20 protein-coding genes are annotated in these 24,262 nt (G+C 73.0%); 14 read left to right on the forward strand and 6 right to left on the reverse strand.

Going from position 1 to position 24,262, the window contains the following annotated elements:
• Positions 1-242: 242 nt before the first annotated feature.
• Together ACIQUR_RS23975 and speB are read right to left on the reverse strand one after the other, a co-directional pair.
• Entirely contained in the window at positions 243-1,928 is a 1,686-nt protein-coding gene (locus ACIQUR_RS23975) for a thiamine pyrophosphate-binding protein (RefSeq protein WP_403667709.1), read from the reverse strand.
• Positions 1,929-1,956: 28 nt separating this feature from the next.
• The gene (gene speB / locus ACIQUR_RS23980; RefSeq protein ID WP_403667712.1) at positions 1,957-2,925 is read right to left on the reverse strand and encodes an agmatinase; all 969 of its coding nucleotides are present in this window, start codon (positions 2,923-2,925) and stop codon (positions 1,957-1,959) included.
• A gap of 133 nt (positions 2,926-3,058) precedes the next feature.
• On the opposite strand from speB, the gene ACIQUR_RS23985 reads away from it, so the two are divergent.
• Entirely contained in the window at positions 3,059-4,843 is a 1,785-nt protein-coding gene (locus ACIQUR_RS23985; protein ID WP_403667715.1) for a helix-turn-helix domain-containing protein, read from the forward strand.
• A gap of 51 nt (positions 4,844-4,894) precedes the next feature.
• Here the strand turns inward: ACIQUR_RS23985 and ACIQUR_RS23990 are convergent, their stop codons facing one another.
• Positions 4,895-5,398 (reverse strand): hypothetical protein, encoded by a 504-nt coding sequence (locus tag ACIQUR_RS23990; protein WP_403667718.1) that lies wholly within the window; start codon positions 5,396-5,398, stop codon positions 4,895-4,897.
• Between the two features lie 139 nt (positions 5,399-5,537).
• On the opposite strand from ACIQUR_RS23990, the gene ACIQUR_RS23995 reads away from it, so the two are divergent.
• The gene (locus ACIQUR_RS23995) at positions 5,538-5,933 is read left to right on the forward strand and encodes a GNAT family N-acetyltransferase (protein WP_403667721.1); all 396 of its coding nucleotides are present in this window, start codon (positions 5,538-5,540) and stop codon (positions 5,931-5,933) included.
• Positions 5,934-6,260: 327 nt separating this feature from the next.
• On the opposite strand, the gene ACIQUR_RS24000 is transcribed toward ACIQUR_RS23995, so the two are convergent.
• Positions 6,261-6,965, reverse strand: coding sequence for an IclR family transcriptional regulator (locus ACIQUR_RS24000; protein WP_403667724.1), 705 nt, complete (start codon positions 6,963-6,965; stop codon positions 6,261-6,263).
• A 295-nt stretch (positions 6,966-7,260) separates the two neighbouring features.
• Between ACIQUR_RS24000 and ACIQUR_RS24005 the strand changes: the two genes are divergently transcribed.
• Both ACIQUR_RS24005 and ACIQUR_RS24010 read left to right on the forward strand, forming a co-directional pair.
• A complete protein-coding gene (locus tag ACIQUR_RS24005) occupies positions 7,261-8,418 on the forward strand; it encodes an acyl-CoA dehydrogenase family protein (RefSeq protein ID WP_399950280.1) in 1,158 nt (385 codons plus the stop codon).
• Positions 8,419-8,438: 20 nt separating this feature from the next.
• Complete coding sequence (locus tag ACIQUR_RS24010) at positions 8,439-9,311, forward strand: acyl-CoA thioesterase (protein WP_403667950.1); 873 nt, start codon at positions 8,439-8,441, stop codon at positions 9,309-9,311.
• 102 nt (positions 9,312-9,413) lie between these two features.
• Here the strand turns inward: ACIQUR_RS24010 and ACIQUR_RS24015 are convergent, their stop codons facing one another.
• On the reverse strand, positions 9,414-10,199 hold the full coding sequence (locus ACIQUR_RS24015; protein ID WP_403667727.1) for a phosphatase: 786 nt from the start codon (positions 10,197-10,199) through the stop codon (positions 9,414-9,416).
• 110 nt (positions 10,200-10,309) lie between these two features.
• Positions 10,310-10,888, reverse strand: coding sequence for a TetR/AcrR family transcriptional regulator (locus ACIQUR_RS24020; RefSeq protein WP_403667730.1), 579 nt, complete (start codon positions 10,886-10,888; stop codon positions 10,310-10,312).
• Between the two features lie 89 nt (positions 10,889-10,977).
• Here ACIQUR_RS24020 and ACIQUR_RS24025 point away from each other — a divergent pair, with 89 nt between their 5' ends.
• The 10 genes from ACIQUR_RS24025 to ACIQUR_RS24070 all read left to right on the forward strand — a co-directional run bounded on the left by ACIQUR_RS24025 (position 10,978) and on the right by ACIQUR_RS24070 (position 24,160).
• Complete coding sequence (locus tag ACIQUR_RS24025) at positions 10,978-12,594, forward strand: carboxyl transferase domain-containing protein (protein ID WP_403667733.1); 1,617 nt, start codon at positions 10,978-10,980, stop codon at positions 12,592-12,594.
• A gap of 20 nt (positions 12,595-12,614) precedes the next feature.
• Positions 12,615-14,624 (forward strand): acetyl-CoA carboxylase biotin carboxylase subunit, encoded by a 2,010-nt coding sequence (locus tag ACIQUR_RS24030; RefSeq protein WP_403667736.1) that lies wholly within the window; start codon positions 12,615-12,617, stop codon positions 14,622-14,624.
• Between the two features lie 17 nt (positions 14,625-14,641).
• On the forward strand, positions 14,642-15,562 hold the full coding sequence (locus ACIQUR_RS24035; protein WP_403667953.1) for a hydroxymethylglutaryl-CoA lyase: 921 nt from the start codon (positions 14,642-14,644) through the stop codon (positions 15,560-15,562).
• Between the two features lie 8 nt (positions 15,563-15,570).
• Positions 15,571-16,731, forward strand: a complete 1,161-nt coding sequence (locus ACIQUR_RS24040) for an acyl-CoA dehydrogenase family protein (RefSeq protein ID WP_403667738.1) — start codon at positions 15,571-15,573, stop codon at positions 16,729-16,731.
• A gap of 197 nt (positions 16,732-16,928) precedes the next feature.
• Positions 16,929-17,957 (forward strand): ABC transporter substrate-binding protein, encoded by a 1,029-nt coding sequence (locus ACIQUR_RS24045; protein WP_403667742.1) that lies wholly within the window; start codon positions 16,929-16,931, stop codon positions 17,955-17,957.
• A 27-nt stretch (positions 17,958-17,984) separates the two neighbouring features.
• Complete coding sequence (locus ACIQUR_RS24050; RefSeq protein ID WP_403667745.1) at positions 17,985-18,851, forward strand: siderophore-interacting protein; 867 nt, start codon at positions 17,985-17,987, stop codon at positions 18,849-18,851.
• A gap of 162 nt (positions 18,852-19,013) precedes the next feature.
• Complete coding sequence (locus ACIQUR_RS24055) at positions 19,014-20,501, forward strand: pyridoxal phosphate-dependent decarboxylase family protein (protein ID WP_403667955.1); 1,488 nt, start codon at positions 19,014-19,016, stop codon at positions 20,499-20,501.
• Complete coding sequence (locus tag ACIQUR_RS24060) at positions 20,485-21,792, forward strand: lysine N(6)-hydroxylase/L-ornithine N(5)-oxygenase family protein (RefSeq protein ID WP_403667748.1); 1,308 nt, start codon at positions 20,485-20,487, stop codon at positions 21,790-21,792. Before ACIQUR_RS24055 ends, ACIQUR_RS24060 begins: the two co-directional genes overlap by 17 nt.
• A complete protein-coding gene (locus tag ACIQUR_RS24065) occupies positions 21,792-22,382 on the forward strand; it encodes a GNAT family N-acetyltransferase (RefSeq protein ID WP_403667750.1) in 591 nt (196 codons plus the stop codon). The genes ACIQUR_RS24060 and ACIQUR_RS24065 overlap by 1 nt, the downstream gene beginning before the upstream one ends.
• The gene (locus ACIQUR_RS24070) at positions 22,379-24,160 is read left to right on the forward strand and encodes an IucA/IucC family protein (RefSeq protein ID WP_403667753.1); all 1,782 of its coding nucleotides are present in this window, start codon (positions 22,379-22,381) and stop codon (positions 24,158-24,160) included. The genes ACIQUR_RS24065 and ACIQUR_RS24070 overlap by 4 nt, the downstream gene beginning before the upstream one ends.
• Positions 24,161-24,262 lie beyond the last annotated feature (102 nt).

The raw sequence follows: 24,262 nt of genomic DNA on the forward strand, positions 1-24,262 counted from the left end.
GTTCGTCCTGTTCTGCCGGAAGGCCCAACACCCCGAGCTGCGGATTTCATCCCGCCGCAACAATCCGCGGGGTGGCCGGGGGCGCGGAGCGGGGGCGCGCGGGCGGCGCCCGTACCGGCGTCGCCCCCGTACGGGCGCCCCCGTACGGGCGCCCCCGTACGGGCGCCCCGGCGTACGGGCGTACGGGCCCGGCGGCGGTCGGGCGGGGTGGGCCGGGCGGTCGGGCGGGGTGGCCCGGGCGGTCAGTCGAGGTGGGTCGGGGCGAACATCCGGAGCACGGCCGGCAGCACCACCACCGACGGGCCGGGCGTGGCCAGGGCCTCCGCGAGGTCGGCGCGGAGCCGCTCGGGGGTGGTCGCGACGGCCGGTACGCCGAAGGAGGCGGCCAGCGCGACGAAGTCCGGGCGGGTGAGTTCGGTGCCGGCGGTGGCCCCGAAGGCGTCGGTCATGTACTCGCGGAGGATGCCGTAGCCGCCGTCGTCGACGATCAGCCAGGTCACGTCGAGGTCGTACTGGCGGGCGGTGGCCAGCTCCGCGATCGAGTACATCGCGCCGCCGTCCCCGGAGACCGCCAGGACGGGCGTGCCCGGCTCGGCGACGGCCGCGCCGAGGGCGGCGGGGAAGGCGTAGCCGAGGCCGCCCGCACCCTGGGCCGAGTGCATGGTGTTGGGGTGCCCGGGATCGAAGGCGGACCAGGCCCAGTACGACAGGATCGTCATGTCCCAGAAGGACGGCGACCTCGCCGGCAGGGCGGCGCGCACGGCGGCCAGCGCCTCCTGCTCCAGGGTGAGCCCCTGGGCGGCGATCCGGCCCGCGACCTCGGCCAGCAGCATCTTCACGCGCTCGGGCGCGTACGGGTCCTCGCGCTCGCCGACGGTCTCCAGCAGGGCCATCAGGGCGAGCCGGGCGTCGGCGTGGATGCCGAGGGCGGGGTGGTTGGACTCCAGCTTGCCGAGGTCGGCCTCGATCTGGACGACCCGGCCGCCGGGCAGGAAGGTGTGGTAGTTCGAGGACAGCTCGCCCAGGCCCGACCCGACGACGAGCAGGACGTCCGCGTCCTCCAGGAAGCCGGTCGTGTGCCGGTCCTCCAGCCACGACTGGAGCGAGAGCGGGTGGTTCCAGGGGAAGGCGCCCTTGCCGCCGAAGGTGGTGACGACGGGGGCGTTGAGACGCTCGGCGAGCTGCTTCAGCTTGCCGGCGGCGTCGGCGCGCACGACGCCGCCGCCCGCGATGATCACCGGGCGGGAGGCGGTCTCCAGCCAGTGGGCGGCGAGCGCGGTCAGCTCCGGACGCGGCGCGAGCTCGTGCGGGGTCGCGTCCACACCGGTGACCTGCGGGATCACCGTCTCGGCGCGGATGGTGTCCTCGGGGATCTCGACCCATACGGGCCCGTGCGGGGCGGTCAGGGCCGACTCCCAGGCCGCCGCGATGACGGAGGGGATCTGGGACTGGGTCCGCGCGACGTGCACGGACTTCACGATCTCGCGGAACGAGGCCTGCTGGTCCCGCAGCTCGTGCAGGTGGCCGCGGCGCCCGCCGCCGAGGCCGGCGGTCGGGACCTGGGAGCAGATGGCGACCACGGGCGCGGAGGCCGCGGCGGCCTCCTGGAGGGCGGGCAGGGAGGTGAGCGCGCCGGGACCGGTGGAGAGCAGCAGGGGCGCGGCCTCGCCGGTGATCCGTCCGTACGCGTCGGCGGCGAAGCCGGCGTTGTTCTCCACCCGGAGGGTGACCAGGCGCAGGTCCGAACGGCGTACGGCGTCGAAGACGCCCAGCGCGTGCTGCCCCGGGAGCCCGAAGACGGTGGTCGCCCCGAGCCCCTGGAGCGTCTCCACGACCAGGTCCCCGCCCGTCCGGCCGGGCGGCGGCGCCAGGGCCGCCGCCTTCTGGGCCTCGGTGGGACGGAGTACCAGGTCGTGGTCGTGCGTCACGCGCTGCGCGCCTTCCTTGCTCGCTCGGCTACTTGCCCTTCGAGGCCGCGATCTGGCGGCTCATGATCGTGGTCAGCTCGTACGCGGTGTGGGAGGCCGCGACGGAGGTGATCTCGGCGTGATCGTACGCCGGGGCGACCTCGACCACGTCGGCGGAGACGAGGTTGCAGGACGACAGACCGCGGATGATCTCCAGCAGCTCGCGGGAGGTCATGCCGCCGGCCTCGGGGGTGCCGGTGCCGGGCGCGTGCGCCGGGTCGAGCACGTCGATGTCGATGGAGATGTACAGCGGGCGGTCGCCGATGCGCTGGCGCAGCTGGTCGGCGATCTCGTCGGCGCCGCGGCGGTAGACGTCGGCGGACGTCACGATGCCGAATCCCATCTTGGCGTCGTCGTCGAGGTCCTGCTTGCCGTAGAGCGGGCCGCGGGTGCCGACGTGGGAGAGGGCCTCGGTGTCGAGGATGCCCTCCTCGACGGCGCGGCGGAACGGCGTGCCGTGGGTGTACTCGGCGCCGAAGTAGGTGTCCCAGGTGTCGAGGTGGGCGTCGAAGTGCAGCAGGGCGACGGGGCCGTGCTTCTTCGCGACCGAGCGGAGCAGCGGCAGGGCGATGGTGTGGTCGCCGCCGAGGGTCATCAGGCGGGAGCCGTTGCCGAGCAGCTCGTCGGCGGCGGCCTCGACCGTCTCGACGGCCTCGTTGATGTTGAAGGGGTTCACGGCGATGTCGCCGGCGTCGGCGACCTGCGCGAGAGCGAAGGGCGAGGCGTCCTGGGCCGGGTTGTACGGGCGCAGCAGGCGGGAGGCCTCACGGATGGCGTTGCCGCCGAAGCGGGCGCCGGGGCGGTAGGAGACGCCGGAGTCGAAGGGCACGCCGACGACGGCGACGTCGGCGGAGCCGACCTCGTCCAGGCGGGGCAGGCGGGCGAAGGTCGCGGGGCCCGCGTAACGCGGGATCCGGGAGGAGTCGACGGGTCCGCGCGGCGTCTGCTCGGTGCTCATGTGGGGGTGCCCTTCTCTGTGCCGCCCGGTCGGGGATGCCGCCCGGGTCCACTTCCGAGGGTAGGTGGCCCCGGGAGAGGCGCGAAGTGTACGTTTCCTCCATACCTGCCCCCCAGGAATGTACGGACCCTCCATGCCCTCCACCGACCCGCGGCCCCGCCTCCCGGAGACCGCGACCGGCCCGCCGCCCGCCGGCCCCGCTACCGCCGGCCACCGGACCGGGGACGAGGTGCGCCCCGGCCCGGGACCGGGCGCCGAGGCGACGCCGGTGGCGCTGGCGGCCCTGCTCGGGGACCAGGGGCTCGGGCTGCGGCACGTGGCCGGCGGTACCGGGGCCGAGGTCTACGGGGTCCACGCCTCCGAGATGGCGGACCCCTCCCCGTACCTCCTGGGCGGAGAACTGCTGCTCACCGCGGGTCAGGAGCTGGGCCCGGATCCCGGTGCCCACGCGGGGTACGTCGCCCGGCTGGCCGCGGCGGGCGTGGCCGCCCTCGGCTTCGGCGTGGCACCGGTGCACGAGGTGGTGCCCGAGGGACTCGTGCGGGCCTGCGCCGCACAGGGGCTGCCGCTGGTGGAGGTGCCGGCCGGCACGCCGTTCACCGCCGTCGCCCGCGCGGTGTGGCGGCTGATGGCCGAGGCGCGGACGCGGGAGCTGCGCCGGGTCACGGAGGCCCAGCAGGCCCTGGCCTCCGCCGCCGCCCGCCCGGACCCGGTCCCGTCGGTGCTCCGCCGCCTGTCCGCGACGCTGGACGGCTGGTCCGCGGTGTACCTCCCCGAGGGGCCGCAGCCGGGCGGTACCGGCGCACCGGAGCCCCCGGTCGCACCCGGCACCCGGGGCGGCGCGGGCGTCCCGTCCGGGCCCGGCCTCTCCGCCCTCCCGGACGCCTCCGGCACGACCGGCGGCCCGGCCGGCGCGCCCGCGGCTTCGGGGTTCCGCCCCGGCGGCGGGCGGTACGGCCGGGCCGTGCACGCTGCCGGGAACGTGCCCGGGGACGAGGTGGTGGCGGCCCTGGAGGTGCTGGTCGCGCGGGTGGCGTCCGGGGCCGTGGCGACCGCCGGCGAGACCGTCGCCGGTGCGCACCTGGCCGCGTACGCGCTGGGCAGCCCGGGTGGTGCCGGGTCGGCGGCGCCGGAGGCGCGTACCGGTCGCGGCGCCGGCGCCCCGCGGGCGGTGCTCGGGATCGCCTCCCCGCGGCGGCGGGCCGGGGACCGCACGGTCGCCGGGGTCGCGGCCGTACTGCTCACGCTGCTGACCGCGCGGCCCGCGACCGGCGGGACCGAGGCCGCGGCCCTCGTCCGGCTGCTGCTCGGCGCGAGTGCCGCGGACGCCCTCGGCCCCGGCACCCGGACCGTCGTCCACGCGCGGGGCGGCGGCGACCCGGCGGCCCTCGCCGGCGCCCTGGGCACCGCGCTGTACGCGGCCGACGGCCCGTACGTACGCCTGCTCACCGATCAGCCGCCGGCCCCGCAGCCGGGCTGGCGGCTCGGTGTCAGCGCTCCCGCCGGGCCGGACGGGCTGGCCGTCGCGGACGCCCAGGCCGCCCGCGCCCTGGAGCGGGCCGAGAGCGCCCGTACCCCGCTGGCCCGGCACACCGACACCGGCCTGGCCGGTCTGGTCGGCGCCGCCGAGGCCCGCGCGCACGCCGAGGCGCTCCTCGGCCCCCTGGGTCCCGCGCTCCGCGACACCCTGCGCGGCTGGCTGGCCCACCACGGCAGCTGGGACCGCACGGCCGCCGCCCTGGGCGTGCACCGCAACACGGTCCGCCAGCGGGTGGCCCGGGCCGCCGCGCTGCTGGGCCGGGACCTGGACGACGCGGACACCCGCATGGAGCTGTGGTTCGCCCTGCGCACCGCGTCAGGGGTCGGCGGTCACCTGGAGCCCGGCGCCGGAGACGTCGGCGGCGTCACGGGTCCGTAGGCCGGCCGGGACGTTCCGCACCCGGGAGGGTGCGGAACCGTGGTGGCCGGCTCAGATGTCGATCACGCGGTACGCGATCGTGTAGACGCCGCCGGAGCCCTCCAGCGAGCGGTACTGGATCTCCGCGCCGGCCTCGCTGCCGGTGGCCAGGGTGGCGCCGAGCTTGTCGTCGCCGCTGGTCGAGTCGTAGTCCCACAGGGTCAGCGTGCGCGCCTGCTGCTTGCCGAGGACCAGCGCCGCGTTGCCGTTGGCGTCGGTCAGCGAGCGGACGTAGTTCGTGCCCATGGTCTGGTACTTGGCGGTGCCGGGCCAGACCTTCACCTGGTTGCCGTTGGCGTCGGTGACCTTGAGGTACGCCTCGTCGTGGTCGCCCTCGCTCTGCTGGTGGCAGGTCAGCTCCAGCAGCTCGATCCGCACGTAGTCGATCGGCTCCGCCTGCGCGGTCCCGGCCCCGACGGCCAGGGCCCCGAGGCCCAGCCACGCGGCGGCTGCCACCCGGGCGGCCCCCTTCATCGCGCGGCGGGTCATCGCGGTGCGCTGCGTGCTCGTGTTCATGTCGTACTCCCCCGTTTTCGGTTCCGTCGGACCGGGGCGCTCCCCGGTACGCCCCTTACGTTGCCCGCCCGGACGCCTCCGGCTCTACGCGCGTTCCGCTGAGCGGAACGGCCTCCCGGGCCGGCCGTACGATCCCGGCATGAAGATCACGTACGAGTGGCGGGGCGAGGTCGACGACGCCGCCCTGAACACCCTGCACGCCGAGGGCTTCGGCCACCCCGCCGCCGGGACGGCGTGGCGGGAGCGCCTGCTCCGGCACAGCCTCGGCTGGGTCTGCGCACGGGAGGACGGCGCGCTGGTCGGCTTCGTCAACGTCGCCTGGGACGGCGGTGCGCACGCGTTCGTCCTCGACACGGTGGTCTCCGGCCGGCACCGGTCGCGCGGAGTCGGCGCGGCGCTGGTCGCGGCCGCCGCCGACGGAGCCCGTTCGGCCGGCTGCGCCTGGCTCCACGTCGACTTCGAACCGCACCTGCGCCCGTTCTACCTGGGCGCCTGCGGCTTCAGGGAGTCACCGGCCGGCCTCCTGGCCCTGTAGCCCCGCACCCCGCGGGGCGAGGAGTCCGACGCACCGCCAACCCGGAGCCGGGCGCCCGCCCCGCGCCTACGCGCCGGGCGCCGTGCCACGGGCGCCGCGCTTCAGCCCCGGTCGACGCCCCCAGCCACACCCGCCGGGCGGCAGGGCGCCGGGCGCACGGCGCGGCACGCGGCACGTGGGGCGGCGGGCCGAGGCAGTAACCGACGCCGCGGCCGGCGGGCCGGGCCGCACCGCGCAGGCCGCCGGGCGGCACCCGCGGGCCGCCGGGGCGGGCCGGTGGCCGACCCTGCATCCCGCACCCGGTACGCGGCCGGCGCCCCGGCACCCTCAGAGGCGCGCCACCGGTGGGAGGCGGACCGCGCCCGGACCCCGGGTCAGGGCTCGGGTGATGGCCAGGCCCGCTTCGGCCACGGCGTGGGCCAGGGCGTCCAGGGAGCGGCCGGCCCGGACCAGGCCGGCCAGGGCCGCGACGGTACGGCCGTCGGGCGCCCGTACCGGCACCGCCGCGCAGACCACCTGATCCATGACGTCCTCCCGGTCCAGCACCGGCCCGGTGCCCCGCGGGCCGCGCAGGGCCTTCCCGGCGGCGGTGTCCAGCAGGAAGCTCACCCCGTCCCGCACCGGCACCAGCGGCTCCAGCTCCCCCGGCACCGAGCTGACCGTCAGCGCCAGGTCCTCCCGCATCACGGCCAGCACCGCGCTCGCCCCGGTCACCCCGCGCAGCCGGTGCAGCGGCAGGCGCGCCGCGGCCCGCAGGCCCGGGTGCGGCTGCCACCCCTGCCCGAGCCGGAACATCTGCGGCCCCACCCGGTACCGCGCGCCCCGCCGTTCCACCGCGCCGACCGCCACCAGCTGGTCCAGCAGCCGGTGCACGGTCCCCTTCGGTACCCCGCAGGTCAGCGCCAGCTCCGTCACTCCGGCCTCGTCCCCGTGCAGGCGCAGCGCCTCCAGCAGCGCGAACGCCCCCTCCAGCACCCCGCGGCCCGGTGTGGAGGTGCCGGTTCTGCCCGCCGTCTCCGTCCCCGTCCCCATGCTCGTCCCCCCGATCACGTCGTACGGCTCGCCCCCGGGCCCCCCGGCCCGCGGGCACCGCAGCAGGATGCCGGGCACCCGCCCGGCCACGAAGGCTTTCGGGCCGTGTCCCGGACGGCATCCGGATCCGGCGCCTCCTCCCGCGGCGCGCGTGTACCGCACGTCACGTCCCGCCCCGCGGGCACCTCCCGGCGCGGCTCTGGACAGGGCGGACAACTCGCCGGTAACTTAATCTGAGGATCTGAGCAAGCGCTTAGCCAAGGGCGGCGGACCGCCCCGACGGAGGGAGGCGGCCGTGCGCCGTACGGTGTTCAACGAGGACCACGAGGCATTCCGGGAGACCATCCGGGCCTTCATCGAGGCCGAGGTCGTCCCCGTCTACGACGAGTGGTTCGCGGCCGGGCAGGCGCCGCGCGACTTCTACTACAAGCTCGGCGAGCTCGGCATCTTCGGCATCAACGTCCCCGAGGAGTTCGGCGGCGCGGGCCTGGACACCCACAAGTTCGAGGCCGTCCTGTACGAGGAGACCGCCCGCGCGGGCGTGAACTTCGGCGGCTCCGGCGTGCACGTGCTGCTCGCCCTCCCGTACATCAAGATGCTCGCCTCCGACGAGCAGAAGAAGCGCTACCTCCCGAACTTCGTCTCCGGCGAGGAGATGTGGGCCCTCGCGATGACCGAGCCGGGCACCGGCTCCGACGTCGCGGGCATGAAGACCACCGCCAAGCTCTCCGAGGACGGCACGCACTACGTCCTCAACGGCGCCAAGACCTTCATCACCGGCGGCGTCCACGCCGACCGCGTGATCGTCTGCGCCCGCACCTCCGCCCCGCGCGAGGACGACCGCCGCTTCGGCATCTCCCTCTTCGCCGTGGACACCAAGTCCGAGGGCTACTCGATCGGCCGCAAGCTCGACAAGCTCGGCCTGCGCACCTCCGACACCGCCGAGCTGGCCTTCGTCGACGTCAAGGTCCCGGTCGAGGACCTGCTCGGCGAGGAGGGCAAGGGCTTCTACTACCTCGGCCACAACCTGGCCTCCGAGCGCTGGGGCATCGCGTTCGGCGCCTACGCCCAGGCCCAGGCCGCCATCCGGTTCGCCCAGCAGTACGTGACCGACCGCACCGTCTTCGGCAAGCCGGTCGCCCACTTCCAGAACACCAAGTTCGAGCTGGCCGCCTGCCAGGCCGAGGCGGACGCCGCCCAGGCCGTCGCCGACCGCGCCCTGGAGGCGCTGGACGCCCACGAGCTGACCCCGGCCGAGGCCGCCTCCGCCAAGCTCTTCTGCACCGAGGTCGCGCACCGCGTCATCGACCGCTGCCTCCAGCTGCACGGCGGCTACGGCTACATGAACGAGTACCCGATCGCCCGCCTGTACGCCGACAACCGCGTCAACCGCATCTACGGCGGCACCAGCGAGATCATGAAGTCGATCATCGCCAAGTCGATGGGCCTGTAACCCACTTGGCCGAGTCCGACATGAACGCGGCACTCGCCGATCTCCTCGATCTGCTCGACCTGGAGCAGATCGAGGAGAACATCTTCCGCGGCACCAGCCGGACCTCCCTGGTGCCGCGCGTGTTCGGCGGGCAGGTCGCGGCGCAGGCGCTGGTCGCGGCCGGCCGCACCGTGCCCGCCGACCGTACGGCGCACTCGCTGCACTCGTACTTCCTGCGCCCCGGCGACCCGGGCGCTCCCATCGTCTACTCGGTGGACCGGATCCGCGACGGGCGGTCCTTCACCACCCGCCGGGTGGTCGCCGTCCAGCACGGCCACCCGATCTTCCACCTCTCCGCGTCCTTCCAGACGTACGAGGACGGGCTGGAGCACCAGGCGCCCATGCCGCCCGCCCCGGACCCGGAGACCCTCCCGACGGCCGCCGAGGCCCTCCCGCTCCACCGCGGGACCTTCCGCGACCCCGGCACGGTGGAGCGGCTGCTGGAGGCGCGCGGCGCGGTGGACCTGCGGTACGCGACCACCCCGCCCTGGGGCACCGTCGGCGAACCCCTCGACCCGCGCTCGCAGGTGTGGTTCCGCACGGCGGGCAAGCTGGCGGACGACCCGATGCTGCACATCTGCCTGGCGACGTACGTGTCGGACATGACCCTGCTCGACTCGGTGCTGCTGGCGCACGGCCGCGGCGGCTGGGCCGTCGGGGACGTGGTCGGGGCCTCGCTGGACCACGCGATGTGGTTCCACCGGCCGTTCCGGGCCGACGAGTGGCTGCTGTACGACCAGGAGTCGCCCTCGGCCCACGGCGGCCGCGGCCTGGGCCAGGCCCGCATCTACACGCAGGACGGGCAGCTGGCCGTCACGGTCATCCAGGAGGGCGTCGTCCGCGTCCCGCGCTGACCCGAGGACGCCGGGCGGGGCGACCCGGCCGGCGGGCCGTCCGGCGACCCGCCCGGCGGCCCGGTCGCCCGGGCCACCGCGGGGCCCCGCGCGGGGCACGCGTCACGCCGCCGGCAGGCCCGCCGCGTCCAGCAGGTACGCCACCATCGGGTCGTAGTGGCGCGGGTCGCGGACGTGGTCGTCCAGGGGGACCACGACCTGGAGGGTCCCCTCCGCCTCGCCGAGGAAGAGCGCCGGGTCGTTGCAGTCGGCGTACCCGACGGAGTCCAGCCCGCGCTGACCGGCGCAGCCCGCCCAGCCGTGGTCCGCGACGACCAGGTCCGGCTGCGGGCGCCCCTCGGCGGCCAGGCCGTCCAGGATCGCGGCCATCGGCTCCGGCGAATGCGTGTGCCACAGGGTGGCCCCGCGCTCCAGGACCGCGACGTCGGCGAACTGCCACACCTGCGCCTCGTCCGCGTGCAGCCCCGAGGGGATCACCACGATCTCGCAGCCCGCGGTCCGCAGCGCGGCCGCCGTGGCCCGGTGCACGTCGAGCAGGCCGCCCGGGTGCCCGGTCGCCAGGAGGACGCTCTGCCGGTCGACGGCGGCCTTGCGCAGCCGCGCGGCCAGCCGGTCGAGCGCGTCGACGGTCAGCTCGGGGTCGATGGTGTCCTGCCCGTACCGGTGCCCGGGGTCGTCGACCACGCCGCACCGCTCCGCCATCACGGCCAGTACGTCCTGCTCGTCCGTCCAGCGGTCCCCCAGCTCCAGGCCCAGCCAGTAGTGGCGGTCGCCGTTGGCGAGCTTGCGGTAGTGGCTGAGGTTGTTGTCGCGGGGCGTGGCGACGTCACCGGCGATCCGTGTGCGGACGAGGTGGTCGACGAGTTCGGCTCGGCTGGGTATCGGCATGGGGATCATTCTGCCGCCGCCGGGCCGCCCGCGCGGGCGGAGTTCCGCCAGGCGGACGGACGAACGGGCCGGCGAGCGGACGGGCCGGCGGACGTACGGCGCCGGCCCGGTCAGCCGGACAGCGCGGCGAAGGCCCCGTGCGCGAGCCGGCGCAGCAGCGATTCGGTGGCCTCGCGGCCCAGCGGCCCCAGGTGGGGCGTGGAGTTCAGCAGGCCGAAGACCGCGTGGACGGCCACCCGGACCTCCGCCTCGGCGACCTCGGGGTGCAGCTTGCTGACGACCTCGACCCACAGCTCCACGTACTGGCGCTGGAGCTGGCGGACCAGCTTGCGGTCGGTGTCGCGCAGCCGGTCCAGCTCCCGGTCGTGCAGGGTGATCAGCGGCCGGTCGTCGAGCGCGAAGTCGATGTGCCCGTCGATGAGGGAGGCGAGGACGAGCCCCGGCTCCCCGTCCGCCTCGGCCACCCGGTAGCGGCCGCCGGTCAGCAGCCGCTCGCTGATGCCGACCAGCAGCTCGGCGAGCATCGCGTCCTTGCCCGCGAAGTGGCGGTAGAGGCCGGGGCCGGAGATGCCCACGGCGGCCCCTATCTCGTCCACGCCGACACCGTGGAACCCGCGCTCGGCGAAGAGGCGAGCGGCCTCCTTGAGGATCTGCTCGCGACGGGTCGGGGCGGCGGCTCGGGTGCTCATGGGAATTCATTCTAGACAGGGCTGTTAGCGCTCGTTAACCTTTGGGGAAACGCGTTAACGCTCATTAACCGAGCAAGGGAGCTCGAGGGATGCAGCAGGCACCAGTGCTGGCGAGCGCCGCCGACCCGGCGTCCGAAGCCTGGCGGACCAACGAGGCCGCCCACCAGGAGCTGACGGAGGGCCTGCGGGCCCGGCTCTCGGCCGCCAGGGAGGGCGGCGGCGAGAAGGCCCGCGCCAAGCACACCGCGCGCGGGAAGCTCCTGCCGCGCGACCGGGTGGACACCCTCCTCGACCCCGGTTCGCCCTTCCTGGAGCTGGCCCCGCTGGCCGCCGAGGACATGTACGGCGGGGCGGCCCCGGCCGCCGGCGTGATCGCCGGCATCGGGCGGGTCAGCGGCCGCGAGTGCGTGATCGTCGCGAACGACGCCACGGTCAAGGGCGGCACGTACTACCCGATGACGGTCAAGAAGCACCTGCGCGCGCAGGAGGTGGCGCTGGAGAACCGGCTGCCCTGCCTCTACCTCGTCGACTCCGGCGGCGCCTTCCTGCCCATGCAGGACGAGGTCTTCCCGGACCGCGAGCACTTCGGCCGGATCTTCTACAACCAGGCCCGCATGTCCGGCGCCGGCATCCCGCAGATCGCGGCCGTGCTCGGCTCCTGCACGGCGGGCGGCGCGTACGTCCCGGCCATGAGCGACGAGGCCGTGATCGTCCGCAACCAGGGCACGATCTTCCTGGGCGGCCCGCCGCTGGTGAAGGCCGCCACCGGCGAGGTGGTCACGGCCGAGGAGCTGGGCGGCGGCGAGGTGCACTCGCGCACCTCCGGCGTCACCGACCACCTGGCCGAGGACGACGCCCACGCGCTGCGGATCGTACGCAACATCGTGGCCACCCTCCCCGAGCGCGGCCCGCTGCCCTGGCCCGTCGAGGCCCCCGAGGAGCCGAAGGTCGACCCCGCCGGGCTGTACGGCGCGGTGCCGGTGGACTCCCGCACCCCGTACGACGCCCGCGAGATCATCGCGCGGATCGTGGACGGCTCCCGCTTCCAGGAGTTCAAGGCGGAGTACGGCCAGACCCTGGTCACCGGCTTCGCCCGGATCCACGGCCACCCGGTCGGCATCGTGGCCAACAACGGCATCCTGTTCTCCGAGTCCGCCCAGAAGGGCGCGCACTTCATCGAGCTGTGCGACCAGCGCGGCATCCCGCTGCTGTTCCTCCAGAACATCTCCGGCTTCATGGTCGGCCGCGACTACGAGGCGGGCGGCATCGCCAAGCACGGCGCCAAGATGGTGACGGCCGTGGCCTGCACCCGCGTGCCCAAGCTGACGGTCGTCGTCGGCGGCTCCTACGGCGCGGGCAACTACTCGATGTGCGGCCGCGCGTACTCGCCCCGCTTCCTGTGGATGTGGCCCAACGCCAAGATCTCCGTGATGGGCGGCGAGCAGGCCGCGTCCGTGCTGGCCACGGTCAAGCGCGACCAGCTGGAGGCCCGCGGCGAGTACTGGTCGCAGGACGACGAGGAGACCTTCAAGGACCCGGTCCGCGCCCAGTACGAGGAGCAGGGCAACGCCTACTACGCCACCGCCCGCCTGTGGGACGACGGCGTGATCGACCCCATGGAGACCCGGCAGGTGCTGGGACTCGCCCTGACCGCCTGCGCCAACGCCCCGCTGGGCGAGCCCGGCTTCGGCATCTTCCGGATGTGAGGACCGTGACCACGAGCAGCATGTTTTCCACCGTTCTCGTCGCCAACCGCGGCGAGATCGCCGTCCGCGTCATCCGCACCCTGCGGGAGCTGGGCGTGCGGTCGGTGGCCGTGTTCAGCGACGCCGACGCCGACGCCAGGCACGTGCGCGAGGCCGACACGGCCGTCCGCATCGGCCCGGCCGCGGCCGCCGAGAGCTACCTCTCGGTCCCGAAGCTGATCGACGCGGCCCGGCGCACCGGCGCCCAGGCGGTCCACCCGGGGTACGGCTTCCTCGCGGAGAACGCCGTCTTCGCGGCGGCCTGCGCCGAGGCGGGCCTCGCCTTCATCGGGCCGCCGGCCGAGGCGATCTCCCTGATGGGCGACAAGATCCGGGCCAAGGAGACGGTGAAGGCCGCGGGCGTCCCGGTGGTGCCCGGCTCCTCCGGCAGCGGGCTCACCGACGCCGAACTGACCGCCGCCGCTCGGGAGATCGGCATGCCGGTGCTGCTCAAGCCCTCCGCGGGCGGCGGCGGCAAGGGCATGCGGCTGGTGCGGGACGAGGCGGTGCTGGGCGAGGAGATCGCCTCGGCGCGCCGTGAGGCCCGTTCCTCCTTCGGGGACGACACGCTGCTGGTCGAGCGGTGGATCGACCGCCCCCGGCACATCGAGATCCAGGTGCTGGCGGACGGCCACGGGAACGTGGTGCACCTCGGCGAGCGCGAGTGCTCGCTGCAGCGCCGGCACCAGAAGGTGGTCGAGGAGGCCCCCTCGGTGCTGCTGACCCCGGAGATCCGGGCCGCGATGGGTGAGGCGGCGGTCTCCGCGGCCCGCTCCTGCGGGTACGTCGGCGCGGGCACGGTGGAGTTCATCGTCCCGGGCGGCGACCCCTCCTCGTACTACTTCATGGAGATGAACACCCGCCTCCAGGTCGAGCACCCCGTCACCGAACTCGTCACCGGCCTCGACCTGGTGGAGCAGCAGCTCCGCGTGGCGGCGGGCGGGCGGCTGGAGCTCACCCAGGACGAGGTGGTCCTCACCGGCCACGCCATCGAGGCCCGCGTCTGCGCGGAGGACCCCGCCCGGGGCTTCCTCCCGTCGGGCGGCCGGGTGCTCGCGCTGGCCGAGCCCTCGGGCGGCCCGGTCCGCACCGACTCCGGCCTGACGGCAGGGGTGGACGTGGGCAGCACGTACGACCCGATGCTCTCCAAGGTGATCGCCTGGGGCCCGGACCGCGCCGCGGCCATCCGCTCGCTGCGGGCCGCGCTCGCGGAAACGGTCATCCTGGGCGTCCCGACGAACACCGGCTTCCTGCGCCGCCTGCTGGCCCACCCGTCGGTGGTCTCGGGCGACATGGACACCGGCCTGGTGGAGCGCGACCTGGCGGGGCTCCTGCCGGAGGGCGTCCCGCCGGAGGTGTACGCGGCCGCGGCCCTGCTGAACGGCGAGGCCGCCCGGCAGGACGGCACGGGCTGGGTCGACCCGTTCGGCACCGCGAACGGCTGGCGCATGGGCGGCACCCCCGCCTGGACCGTCCACCACTTCCGCATCCCGGGCCAGGACCCGGCCGAGGTGCGCACCCGCCCGTCCGCGTCCGGCGGCACCGAGGTCCTCCTGCCGGACGCCGCTCCGGCCACGGCCCGCGTCGTGCGGCGCGGCCAGGACCACCTCACCCTGGAACTGGACGGCGTCACGCACAAGTTCGCGTACGCCGCCTCCCCGGAAGGGGTCTGGCTGGGCCGCGACGGCGACTCCTGGCACCTCGTCGCCCACGACCCGGTCGAGGCGAGCCTCAGCGGCCGCGCGCACGCGGGCGCCGACACCCTCGCCGCACCCATGCCCGGCACGGTCACGGTGGTCAAGGTCGCCGTCGGCGACCAGGTGGCCGCCGGTCAGACCCTGCTGGTCGTCGAGGCCATGAAGATGGAGCACGCCATCTCCGCCCCGCACGCCGGCACCGTCACCGAGCTGGACGTCACGCCCGGCAGCACGGTCGCCATGGACCAGGTCCTGGCCGTGGTGACCCCGGACGGGACGGAGGAGGAGCGGTGACCGCCACCGGACTGCCCATGACCGTGCCGGAGCCCGGCCTGCCCGCACGGGTGCGGATCCACGAGGTCGGCGCCCGGGACGGACTGCAGAACGAGAAGGGCACCGTCCCCACCGAGGTGAAGGCGGAGTTCATCCGCCGGCTCGCCGACGCCGGGCTGACCACCGTCGAGGCCACCAGCTTCGTGCACCCCAAGTGGGTGCCCCAGCTGGCCGACGCCGAGCAGCTGTTCCCGCAGCTGGCGGACCTCGACGGCGTGGCCCTGCCGGTGCTCGTGCCCAACGAGCGCGGCCTGGACCGCGCCCGGGACCTGGGGGCCACCCGCATCGCGGTCTTCGGTTCGGCCACCGAGACCTTCGCGCAGCGCAACCTCAACCGCACCGTCGCGGACTCCCTGGCCATGTTCGAGCCCGTGGTCGGCCGGGCCAAGGCCGACGGGATGCACGTCCGCGGCTACCTCTCGATGTGCTTCGGCGACCCCTGGGAGGGCGCCGTGCCCGTCCCGCAGGTGGTCCGCGTCGCCACGGCCCTGCTGGACCTGGGCTGCGACGAGCTGAGCCTCGGCGACACCATCGGCGTCGCCACCCCCGGCCACGTCCGCGCCCTCCTCGGGGAGCTCAACGCGGCCGGCGTCGGCACCGAGCGCATCGGTGTGCACTTCCACGACACCTACGGCCAGGCCCTGTCGAACACCCTCGCCGCCCTCCAGCACGGCGTGACCACGGTCGACTCGTCCGCGGGCGGCCTGGGCGGCTGCCCGTACGCCAAGAGCGCGACCGGGAACCTCGCCACCGAGGACCTGGTGTGGATGCTCGACGGCCTCGGCGTCGAGACCGGTGTCGACCTCGCCAAGCTCACCGCCACGAGCGTGTGGATGGCAGAACAGCTGGGCCGGCCCAGCCCCTCCCGTACCGTCCGCGCCCTCTCCCACAAGGAGTGACCCACGCCATGTCCCTCGACCACCGGCTCACCCCCGAGCACGAGGAACTCCGCCGCACGGTGGAGGAGTTCGCCCACGACGTCGTGGCCCCCAAGATCGGCGACTTCTACGAGCGCCACGAGTTCCCGTACGAGATCGTCCGCGAGATGGGGCGCATGGGCCTGTTCGGCCTGCCCTTCCCGGAGGAGTACGGCGGCATGGGCGGCGACTACCTCGCGCTCGGCATCGCCCTGGAGGAGCTGGCCCGGGTCGACTCCTCGGTCGCCATCACGCTGGAGGCCGGCGTCTCGCTGGGCGCCATGCCGCTGTACCTCTTCGGCACGGACGAGCAGAAGCGCGAGTGGCTGCCGAAGCTGTGCGCCGGCGAGGTGCTGGGCGCGTTCGGCCTGACCGAGCCCGGCGCGGGCAGCGACGCCGGCGGCACCCGCACCACGGCCGTCCGGGACGGCGACGAGTGGGTCATCAACGGCTCGAAGTGCTTCATCACCAACTCCGGCACGGACATCACGGGCCTGGTCACGGTCACCGCGGTGACCGGGCGGAAGCCGGACGGCCGCCCGCTGATCTCCTCGATCATCGTCCCGTCCGGCACGCCGGGCTTCACCGTCGCGGCCCCGTACTCGAAGGTCGGCTGGAACGCCTCGGACACCCGTGAGCTGTCCTTCGACGACGTCCGGGTGCCGGTGGCCAACCTGGTGGGCGAGGAGGGCCGCGGCTACGCCCAGTTCCTGCGCATCCTCGACGAGGGCCGGATCGCCATCGCGGCGCTGGCCACCGGTCTGGCGCAGGGGTGTGTGGACGAGTCGGTGAAGTACGCCAAGGAGCGGCACGCCTTCGGCAAGCCGATCGGTGACAACCAGGCCATCCAGTTCAAGCTGGCCGACATGGAGATGCGCGCCCACATGGCCCGCATCGGCTGGCGCGACGCGGCCTCCCGGCTGGTGGCCGGCGAGCCGTTCAAGAAGGAGGCGGCCATCGCGAAGCTGTACTCCTCCACGGTCGCGGTCGACAACGCCCGGGACGCCACGCAGATCCACGGCGGCTACGGCTTCATGAACGAGTACCCGGTGGCCCGCATGTGGCGCGACTCGAAGATCCTGGAGATCGGCGAGGGCACCAGCGAGGTGCAGCGCATGCTGATCGCCCGGGAGCTGGGCTTCACCGCCTGATCCCGCACCCGCTCCGGAACGGCCCGTGTGCCCCACACGGGCCGTTTCTGCACACGGGGAGCGACACGGGCCGGGTGACGGACGGCAGTTCTGCGAAAAAGTAAGGGCCCCCTTACCCGAATTGGCTGAGGTTAGGCTAACCTACGTCCCGAACCGGCCATCAGGTCGCAAGGACACGTACGAAAGCGGACACCGACATGCCCCAGTCCCGAGCTGCTCACCTCTCCCGTCGCGGCATCCTCGCCGCGGGCGGCGTCCTCGGCCTCGGTGCCGTGCTGGCCGCGTGCGGGGACGGCGACAAAAAGGACAAGGGCAACGGCGCCGCCACCTCCGACAAGGGCCCCTGGTCCTTCAAGGACGACCGCGGCACGAACGTGACCTCGAAGGCCACTCCGAAGAACATCGTCGCCTTCACCGGCACCGCCGCCGCGCTCCACGACTTCGGCATCCAGGTCAAGGGCGTCTTCGGCCCGACCAAGACCGCCGACGGCAAGCCCGACGTGCAGGCCGGCACCATGGACATCTCCAAGGTGGAGATCCTGGGCAACGTCTGGGGCGAGTTCAACGTCGAGAAGTACGCGGCCCTGAAGCCCGAGCTGCTCGTCACCAACATGTGGATCAAGGACCAGCTCTGGTACGTGCCGGACGAGTCCAAGGACAAGATCCTCAAGCTGGCCCCGAGCGTCGCCCTGTGGGCCGCGGACACCACCATCCCGAAGGTCATCGACCGCCACGCGCAGCTCGCCGCCAGCCTGGGCGCCGACCTTCAGGCCAAGAACGTCACCGACGCCAAGGCCCGCTTCGAGAAGGCCGCCGAGCGCCTTCGCTCCGCCGCGAAGGCCAACCCCGGCCTGAAGATCCTCATCGGTTCCGGCAGCGCCGACCTGTTCTACGTCTCGGCCGCCGGCCCGAACGCCGACACCCGCTACTTCCAGGAGCTGGGCCTGACCTTCATCGAGCCGAAGGTCAACAAGGAGGGCTTCTTCGAGGAGCTGTCCTGGGAGAACGCCGGCAAGTACAAGGCCGACGTCATCATCCTGGACAACCGCACCGGCACCCTCCAGCCGAACGACCTGAAGGCCAAGCCCACCTGGGCCCAGCTGCCCGCCGTCAAGGCCGGCCAGGTCTTCCCGCGCGTGACCGAGCCGATCTTCTCGTACGACAAGTGCGCCCCGCTCCTGGAGGACCTGGCCGCCGCGATCGAGAAGTCCAAGAAGGTCAGCTGACCCGAGCTCTGAGGGGGACCCACCGCCATGACCGACTTCGGCTTCTTCGAGTTCGAGGTGCTGCGCACGCGCAGGCTCGGCCACTCGTTCCTGCGCGTCACGTTCGGCGGTGAGTCCCTCCGGGACTTCCGCTCCGGAGGCTTCGACCAGAGCCTCTCGCTCTTCCTCCCGCAGCCGCACCGGGAGCACACCGAACTCCCCTCCACGGCCGAGGACACCTGGTTCGGCGCCTGGCGCGGGATGCCGGACGAGGACCGGCCGGTGATGCGCTCGTACACGGTGCGCGAGCAGCGCCGCACCCCCGCGGGCGTGGACGAGGTCGACATCGACTTCGTCCTCCACGGGGACTCCTCCCCCGCCTCCCACTGGGCGGGCCGGGCGGTGCCGGGCAGCCGGATCATGGTGATCGGGCCGCGGGTCGCGGAGAACAAGTCGGTGCGCTTCCAGCGACCTTCGGACGCGGACCTGGTGCTGGTGTACGCCGACGAGACCGCCCTCCCGGCGGCCGCGGCCATCCTGGAGCGGCTGCCCGCGGACGTCCGCGTGCGCGCCTGGTTCGAGGTCCCGCACGCGGACGACCGGCTCGCGCTGTCCGCCCCCGCGGACACCGAGATCACCTGGGTCGTACGGGAGGACCCGGGCGCGGGGCGCGCGGAGCACGTCCTGGCCGCGGTACGGAAGGCCGACCTCCCCGCGGGCACGCCGTACGTCTGGCTGGCCGGCGAGGCGGGCACGGTGCGGGCGGTCCGCCGCCACTTCGTGCAGGAACGTTCCGTGGACCGCAAGTCCGTGCGCTTCACGGGCTACTGGCGGCTCGGCGCCAGCGAGGAGCAGCTGCTGGCGGAGGCCTACGCGGGCCAGGCGCCCAGCGAGGACCCCGAGTCGGCGCTGTAGCGGCGGAACACCACAACTCCACACCTCTGTAAGGCAGTTCACACGTAGGGCCCCGGTTTTCACCGGGGCCCTACGTGTTTTGCATACAACTAAGGTTAGGCTAACCTTAGTCACGCATCACCGCCCCCCCGCCCCCTGCCCCGGAGGACCAGTTCGATGTCGATGCGCCAGCATCTGCTCAACGAGACGACCGCCGCTGACTACCGGCGTTCCGTGACCGAGGGCGTCGAACGCGTGGCCGCGAAACTCGCGTCCACCGAGAAGCCCCACACCGGCATCTCCGTCGACGAACTCACCCCGGTCATCGCGGGCATCGACCTGGACCGCCCCCTCGCCGACCCGGCCGCCGTGCTGGACGAGCTGGAGGACGTCTACCTGCGCGACGCGGTGTACTTCCACCACCCGCGCTACCTGGGCCACCTCAACTGCCCGGTGGTGATCCCCGCCGTGCTCGGCGAGGCGATCCTCTCCGCCGTCAACTCCTCGCTGGACACCTGGGACCAGTCCATCGGCGGCACGCTCATCGAGCGCCGCCTGATTGACTGGACTGCCGGCCGCATCGGCTTCGGCCCGTCCGCCGACGGCGTGTTCACCTCCGGCGGCAGCCAGTCCAACTTCCACGCGTTGCTGCTGGCCCGCGACGAGGCCTGCCGGGTCGCGATGCAGAACAGCGACGTCCCGCTCCCCAAGGCCGAACTGCTGCCCAAACTCCGCATCTTCACCTCCGAGGTCAGCCACTTCAGCGTGAAGAAGTCGGCCGCCATGCTCGGCCTGGGCTACGAGGCCGTCATCCCCGTCCCGGTCGACGCCGACAAGCGGATGAACACCGCGGCCCTCGCCCTGGAGCTGGAGAACTGCCGCCGCGACGGGCTGTACCCGATGGCCGTCGTCGCCACCGCCGGCACCACCGACTTCGGGTCCATCGACCCGCTCCCCGAGATCGCCCGCCTGGCCGCCGAGCACGCCACCTGGATGCACGTGGACGCCGCGTACGGCTGCGGACTGCTGGTCTCCCCCACCCGTCGGCACCTCCTCGACGGCATCGAGCTCGCCGACTCGGTCACCGTGGACTACCACAAGTCCTTCTTCCAGCCGGTGTCCTCCAGCGCGATGCTGGTCCGCGACCGCGACACCCTCCAGCACGCCACGTTCTACGCCGACTACCTCAACCCGCGCCGCATGGCCGAGGAGCGGATCCCGAACCAGGTCGACAAGTCCATCCAGACCACCCGCCGGTTCGACGCCCTCAAGTTGTGGATGACCCTGCGCACCATGGGCGCCGACGGCATCGGCGAGCTCTTCGACCAGGTGGTCACGCTCGCCTCCGAGGGCTACGAGCTGCTCGCCACCGACCCCCGCTTCGAGGTCGTCGTACGGCCCCGGCTGTCCACCCTGGTCTACCGCTACCTGCCGGCCGACCGCAGCGCCTTCACCGCCGAGCAGATCGACGAGGCCAACCTGCACGCCCGCAAGGCCCTGTTCGCCTCCGGCGAGGCCGTCGTCGCGGGCACCAAGGTCGACGGCGCCCAGTACCTGAAGTTCACCCTCCTCAACCCGCAGACCACGACGGCCGACATCGCGGCCGTCCTCGACCTCCTCGCGTCCCACGCCGAGCAGTACCTGGGAGAATCCCTTGTCCACGCCTCGTGAGCCCCGCCGGCCCCTCGACTTCGTCGGCATCGGCCTCGGCCCGTTCAACCTGGGCCTCGCCTGCCTGACGGCTCCCCTCGACGAGCTGAACGGCCTGTTCATCGAGTCGAAGCCGCACTTCGAGTGGCACGCCGGGATGTTCCTGGACGGCGCGCACCTGCAGACGCCGTTCATGTCGGACCTGGTCACGCTGGCCGACCCGACCTCCCCCTTCTCCTTCCTCAACTACCTGAAGGACAAGGACCGGCTGTACTCCTTCTACATCCGGGAGAACTTCTACCCGCTGCGCACGGAGTACAACGACTACTGCCGCTGGGCCGCCGACCGCCTGGACAACGTCCTGTACTCCACCTCGGTCACCGAGGTCACCTACGACGAGGCCGCGGAGCTGTACGAGGTCCACACCGACCGGGGCGACACCTACACGGCCCGCCGCCTGGTCCTCGGCACCGGTACCCCGCCGCACGTCCCCGACGCCTGCGAGGGCCTGGGCGGCGACTTCATCCACAACTCCGTCTACGTCCAGAACAAGGCGGAGCTCCAGAAGAAGAAGTCGATCACCCTGATCGGCTCGGGCCAGAGCGCCGCGGAGATCTACCACGACCTCCTCTCCGAGATCGACTCCCACGGCTACCAGCTCAACTGGGTGACCCGCTCCCCGCGGTTCTTCCCGCTGGAGTACACCAAGCTCACCCTGGAGATGACCTCCCCGGAGTACGTGGACTACTTCCACGCCCTCCCCGAGGACACCCGGTACCGGCTGGAGACCCAGCAGAAGAACCTCTTCAAGGGCATCGACGGCGACCTCATCAACGAGATCTTCGACCTGCTCTACCAGAAGAAGGTCTCCATGCCGGGCCCCGTCCCGACCACCCTGCTCACCAACACCTCCCTCAACAGCGCCGCGTACGACACCACCACGGGCACGTACACGCTGGGGCTGCGCCAGGAGGAGCAGGAGCGCGACTTCTCCCTGGCGACGGAGGGCCTGGTCCTGGCCACCGGCTACAAGTACGTCACCCCCGAGTTCCTGCGGCCCGTCCGGGACCGGCTGAACTTCGACGGCCGCGGCCGCCTGGACGCCGCCCGCAACTACAGCGTCGACACCACCGGCCGGGGTGTCTACCTGCAGAACGGCACCACCCACAACCACTCCCTGACCTCGCCCGACCTGGGCATGGCGGCGTACCGCAACGCGTACATCGTCGGAGAGCTGCTCGGCCGCGAGCACTACAAGGTCGAGAAGTCCATCGCGTTCCAGCAGTTCACCGCCCCGGAAGGCACCCTCTGATGAGCACCACCCCCGAGATCCTCTTCTCGCGGACGGACGACGCCCTCGGCACGTTCTCGCTCCGCCCGCTCGACCCGCTGACGGACTCCGAGCTGCTGCACGGGTGGGTCACCCACCCCAAGGCCGCGTTCTGGATGATGCAGGACTCCTCCCTGCCGGACGTCGAGCGCGAGTACATGCGGATCGCCGCCGCCGAGCACCACGACGCCTTCATCGGCCTCCACGACGGCGAGCCGGCCTTCCTCATGGAGCGGTACGACCCGAGCGAGCTGGAGCTGGTCGGCCTGTACGACGCCGAGCCCGGCGACGTCGGCATGCACTTCCTGGTCGCCCCGACCGACACCCCGCGCTCCGGCTTCACCCGGGCCGTCATCACCACGGTCATGGCCGCCCTCTTCGACGACGCCGCCACCCGCCGGGTCGTCGTGGAGCCGGACGTCCGCAACAAGGCCGTGCACGCCCTCAACGAGGCGGTCGGGTTCGTCCCCGAGCGCGAGGTCCGGAAGCCGGAGAAGACGGCCCTGCTGTCCTTCTGCACCCGGGACCGGTTCGAGGCCGCCACCGGCATCGTCGCGGAGGTGTCCATATGAGCCCCGCCGACGCGATCACCCACCTCTCCCCCGAGCTGTGGCTGCGCGCCAACCGCGCGCTGGTCCGCAAGGCCCTCGCCGAGTTCTCCCACGAGCGCCTGCTGACCCCGGAGTCCCTGGGCGACGACCGCTACTCGGTCGTCTCCGACGACGGCACGGTCGAGTACCACTTCCGGGCCGACCGGCAGGCCCTGGACCACTGGGCGGTGGACGAGGCCACGGTCACCCGCCTGCGGGACGGCGAGCCGCAGCCGCTGGACGCCCTCGACTTCCACATCGAGTTCCAGCAGACCCTGGGCCTGAGCGCGGAGGTCCTCCCGGTCTACCTGGAGGAGATCTCCTCCACGCTGGCCGGCTCCGCCTACAAGTACACCAAGCCGCAGGTCTCCTCGGCCGTCCTCGCCAAGTCCTCCTTCCAGGACGTCGAGACCGGCATGACCGAGGGCCACCCCTGCTTCGTCGCCAACAACGGCCGGCTCGGCTTCGGCGTGCACGAGTACCACTCGTACGCCCCCGAGGCCGCGAGTCCGGTCCACCTGATCTGGGCGGCGGCGCACAAGGACGTCTCCACCTTCACCGCGGGCGCCGGCCTGGAGCACGACGCCTTCATGCGCGCCGAGCTGGGCGACGCCGCGGTGGACCTGTTCGCGGCGAAGCTGACCTCCCTGGGCCTCGACCCGGCGGACTACCACCTCTTCCCGGTGCACCCCTGGCAGTGGTGGAACAAGACCACCGTCACGTTCGCCGCGGAGATCGCCAACCGCCGCCTGGTCCTGCTGGGCGAAGGCGAGGACGCGTACCTGCCGCAGCAGTCGATCCGTACCTTCTTCAACACCACCACTCCCACCAAGCACTACGTCAAGACGGCCATCTCCGTCCTGAACATGGGCTTCATGCGGGGCCTGTCGGCGGCCTACATGGAGGCCACCCCGGCGATCAACGACTGGCTGCACGCGCTGATCGAGTCGGACGAGGTGCTGCGGTCGGTCGACTTCTCGATCATCCGCGAGCGGGCCGCCATCGGCTACCGCCACCTCCAGTACGAGCGCGCCACCGACCGCTACTCGCCGTACCGCAAGATGCTGGCCGCGCTCTGGCGCGAGTCGCCGGTGAACTCCCTGAAGGACGGCGAGCGCCTGGCCACGATGGCCTCGCTGCTGCACGTCGACGCGGAGGGCAGGTCCTTCGTCGGCGCCCTCATCGAGGAGTCCGGCCTCACCCCGGCCGAGTGGCTGAAGCCCTACCTGCGGGCCTACCTGCTCCCGCTGGTCCACTGCTTCTACCGGTACGACCTCGCGTACATGCCGCACGGCGAGAACACCATCCTGGTGATCAGGGACGGCGTGGTGCAGCGGGCGATCTTCAAGGACATCGCCGAGGAGATCGTCGTCATGGACGCGGAGGCCGTGCTGCCGCCCCAGGTGGAGCGGATCCGCGCGGACGTCCCGGAGAACATGAAGCTGCTCTCCATCTTCACGGACGTCTTCGACTGCTTCTTCCGCTTCCTCTCCTCGATCCTCGTCACCGAGGGGATCTGCACCGAGGAGACGTTCTGGCGGGCCGTGGCCGACTGCGCCCACGACTACCAGGAGTCCGTGCCGGCCCTGGCCGAGAAGTTCGAGCGGTACGACTTCTTCGCGGAGGAGTTCCCGCTCTCCTGCCTCAACCGCCTCCAGCTGCGCAACAACAAGCAGATGGTCGACCTGTCCGACCCGTCGGCCGCGCTCCAGCTGGTCGGCACGCTGCCCAACCCCGTGGCGCCCTTCGCGCGCCGCTGAGAGCGGGGGGCGGCCCGCGGAGTCCACTGGCCCTCTCCGCGGGTCCGCCCCCGTGCGTCTCCCGGGGCCGGGGTACGGTCCCCCGGCCCGGGGAACGACCGG

The sequence above is a fragment of the Streptomyces sp. NPDC101132 genome (assembly GCF_044759225.1).
Classification (GTDB): domain Bacteria; phylum Actinomycetota; class Actinomycetes; order Streptomycetales; family Streptomycetaceae; genus Streptomyces.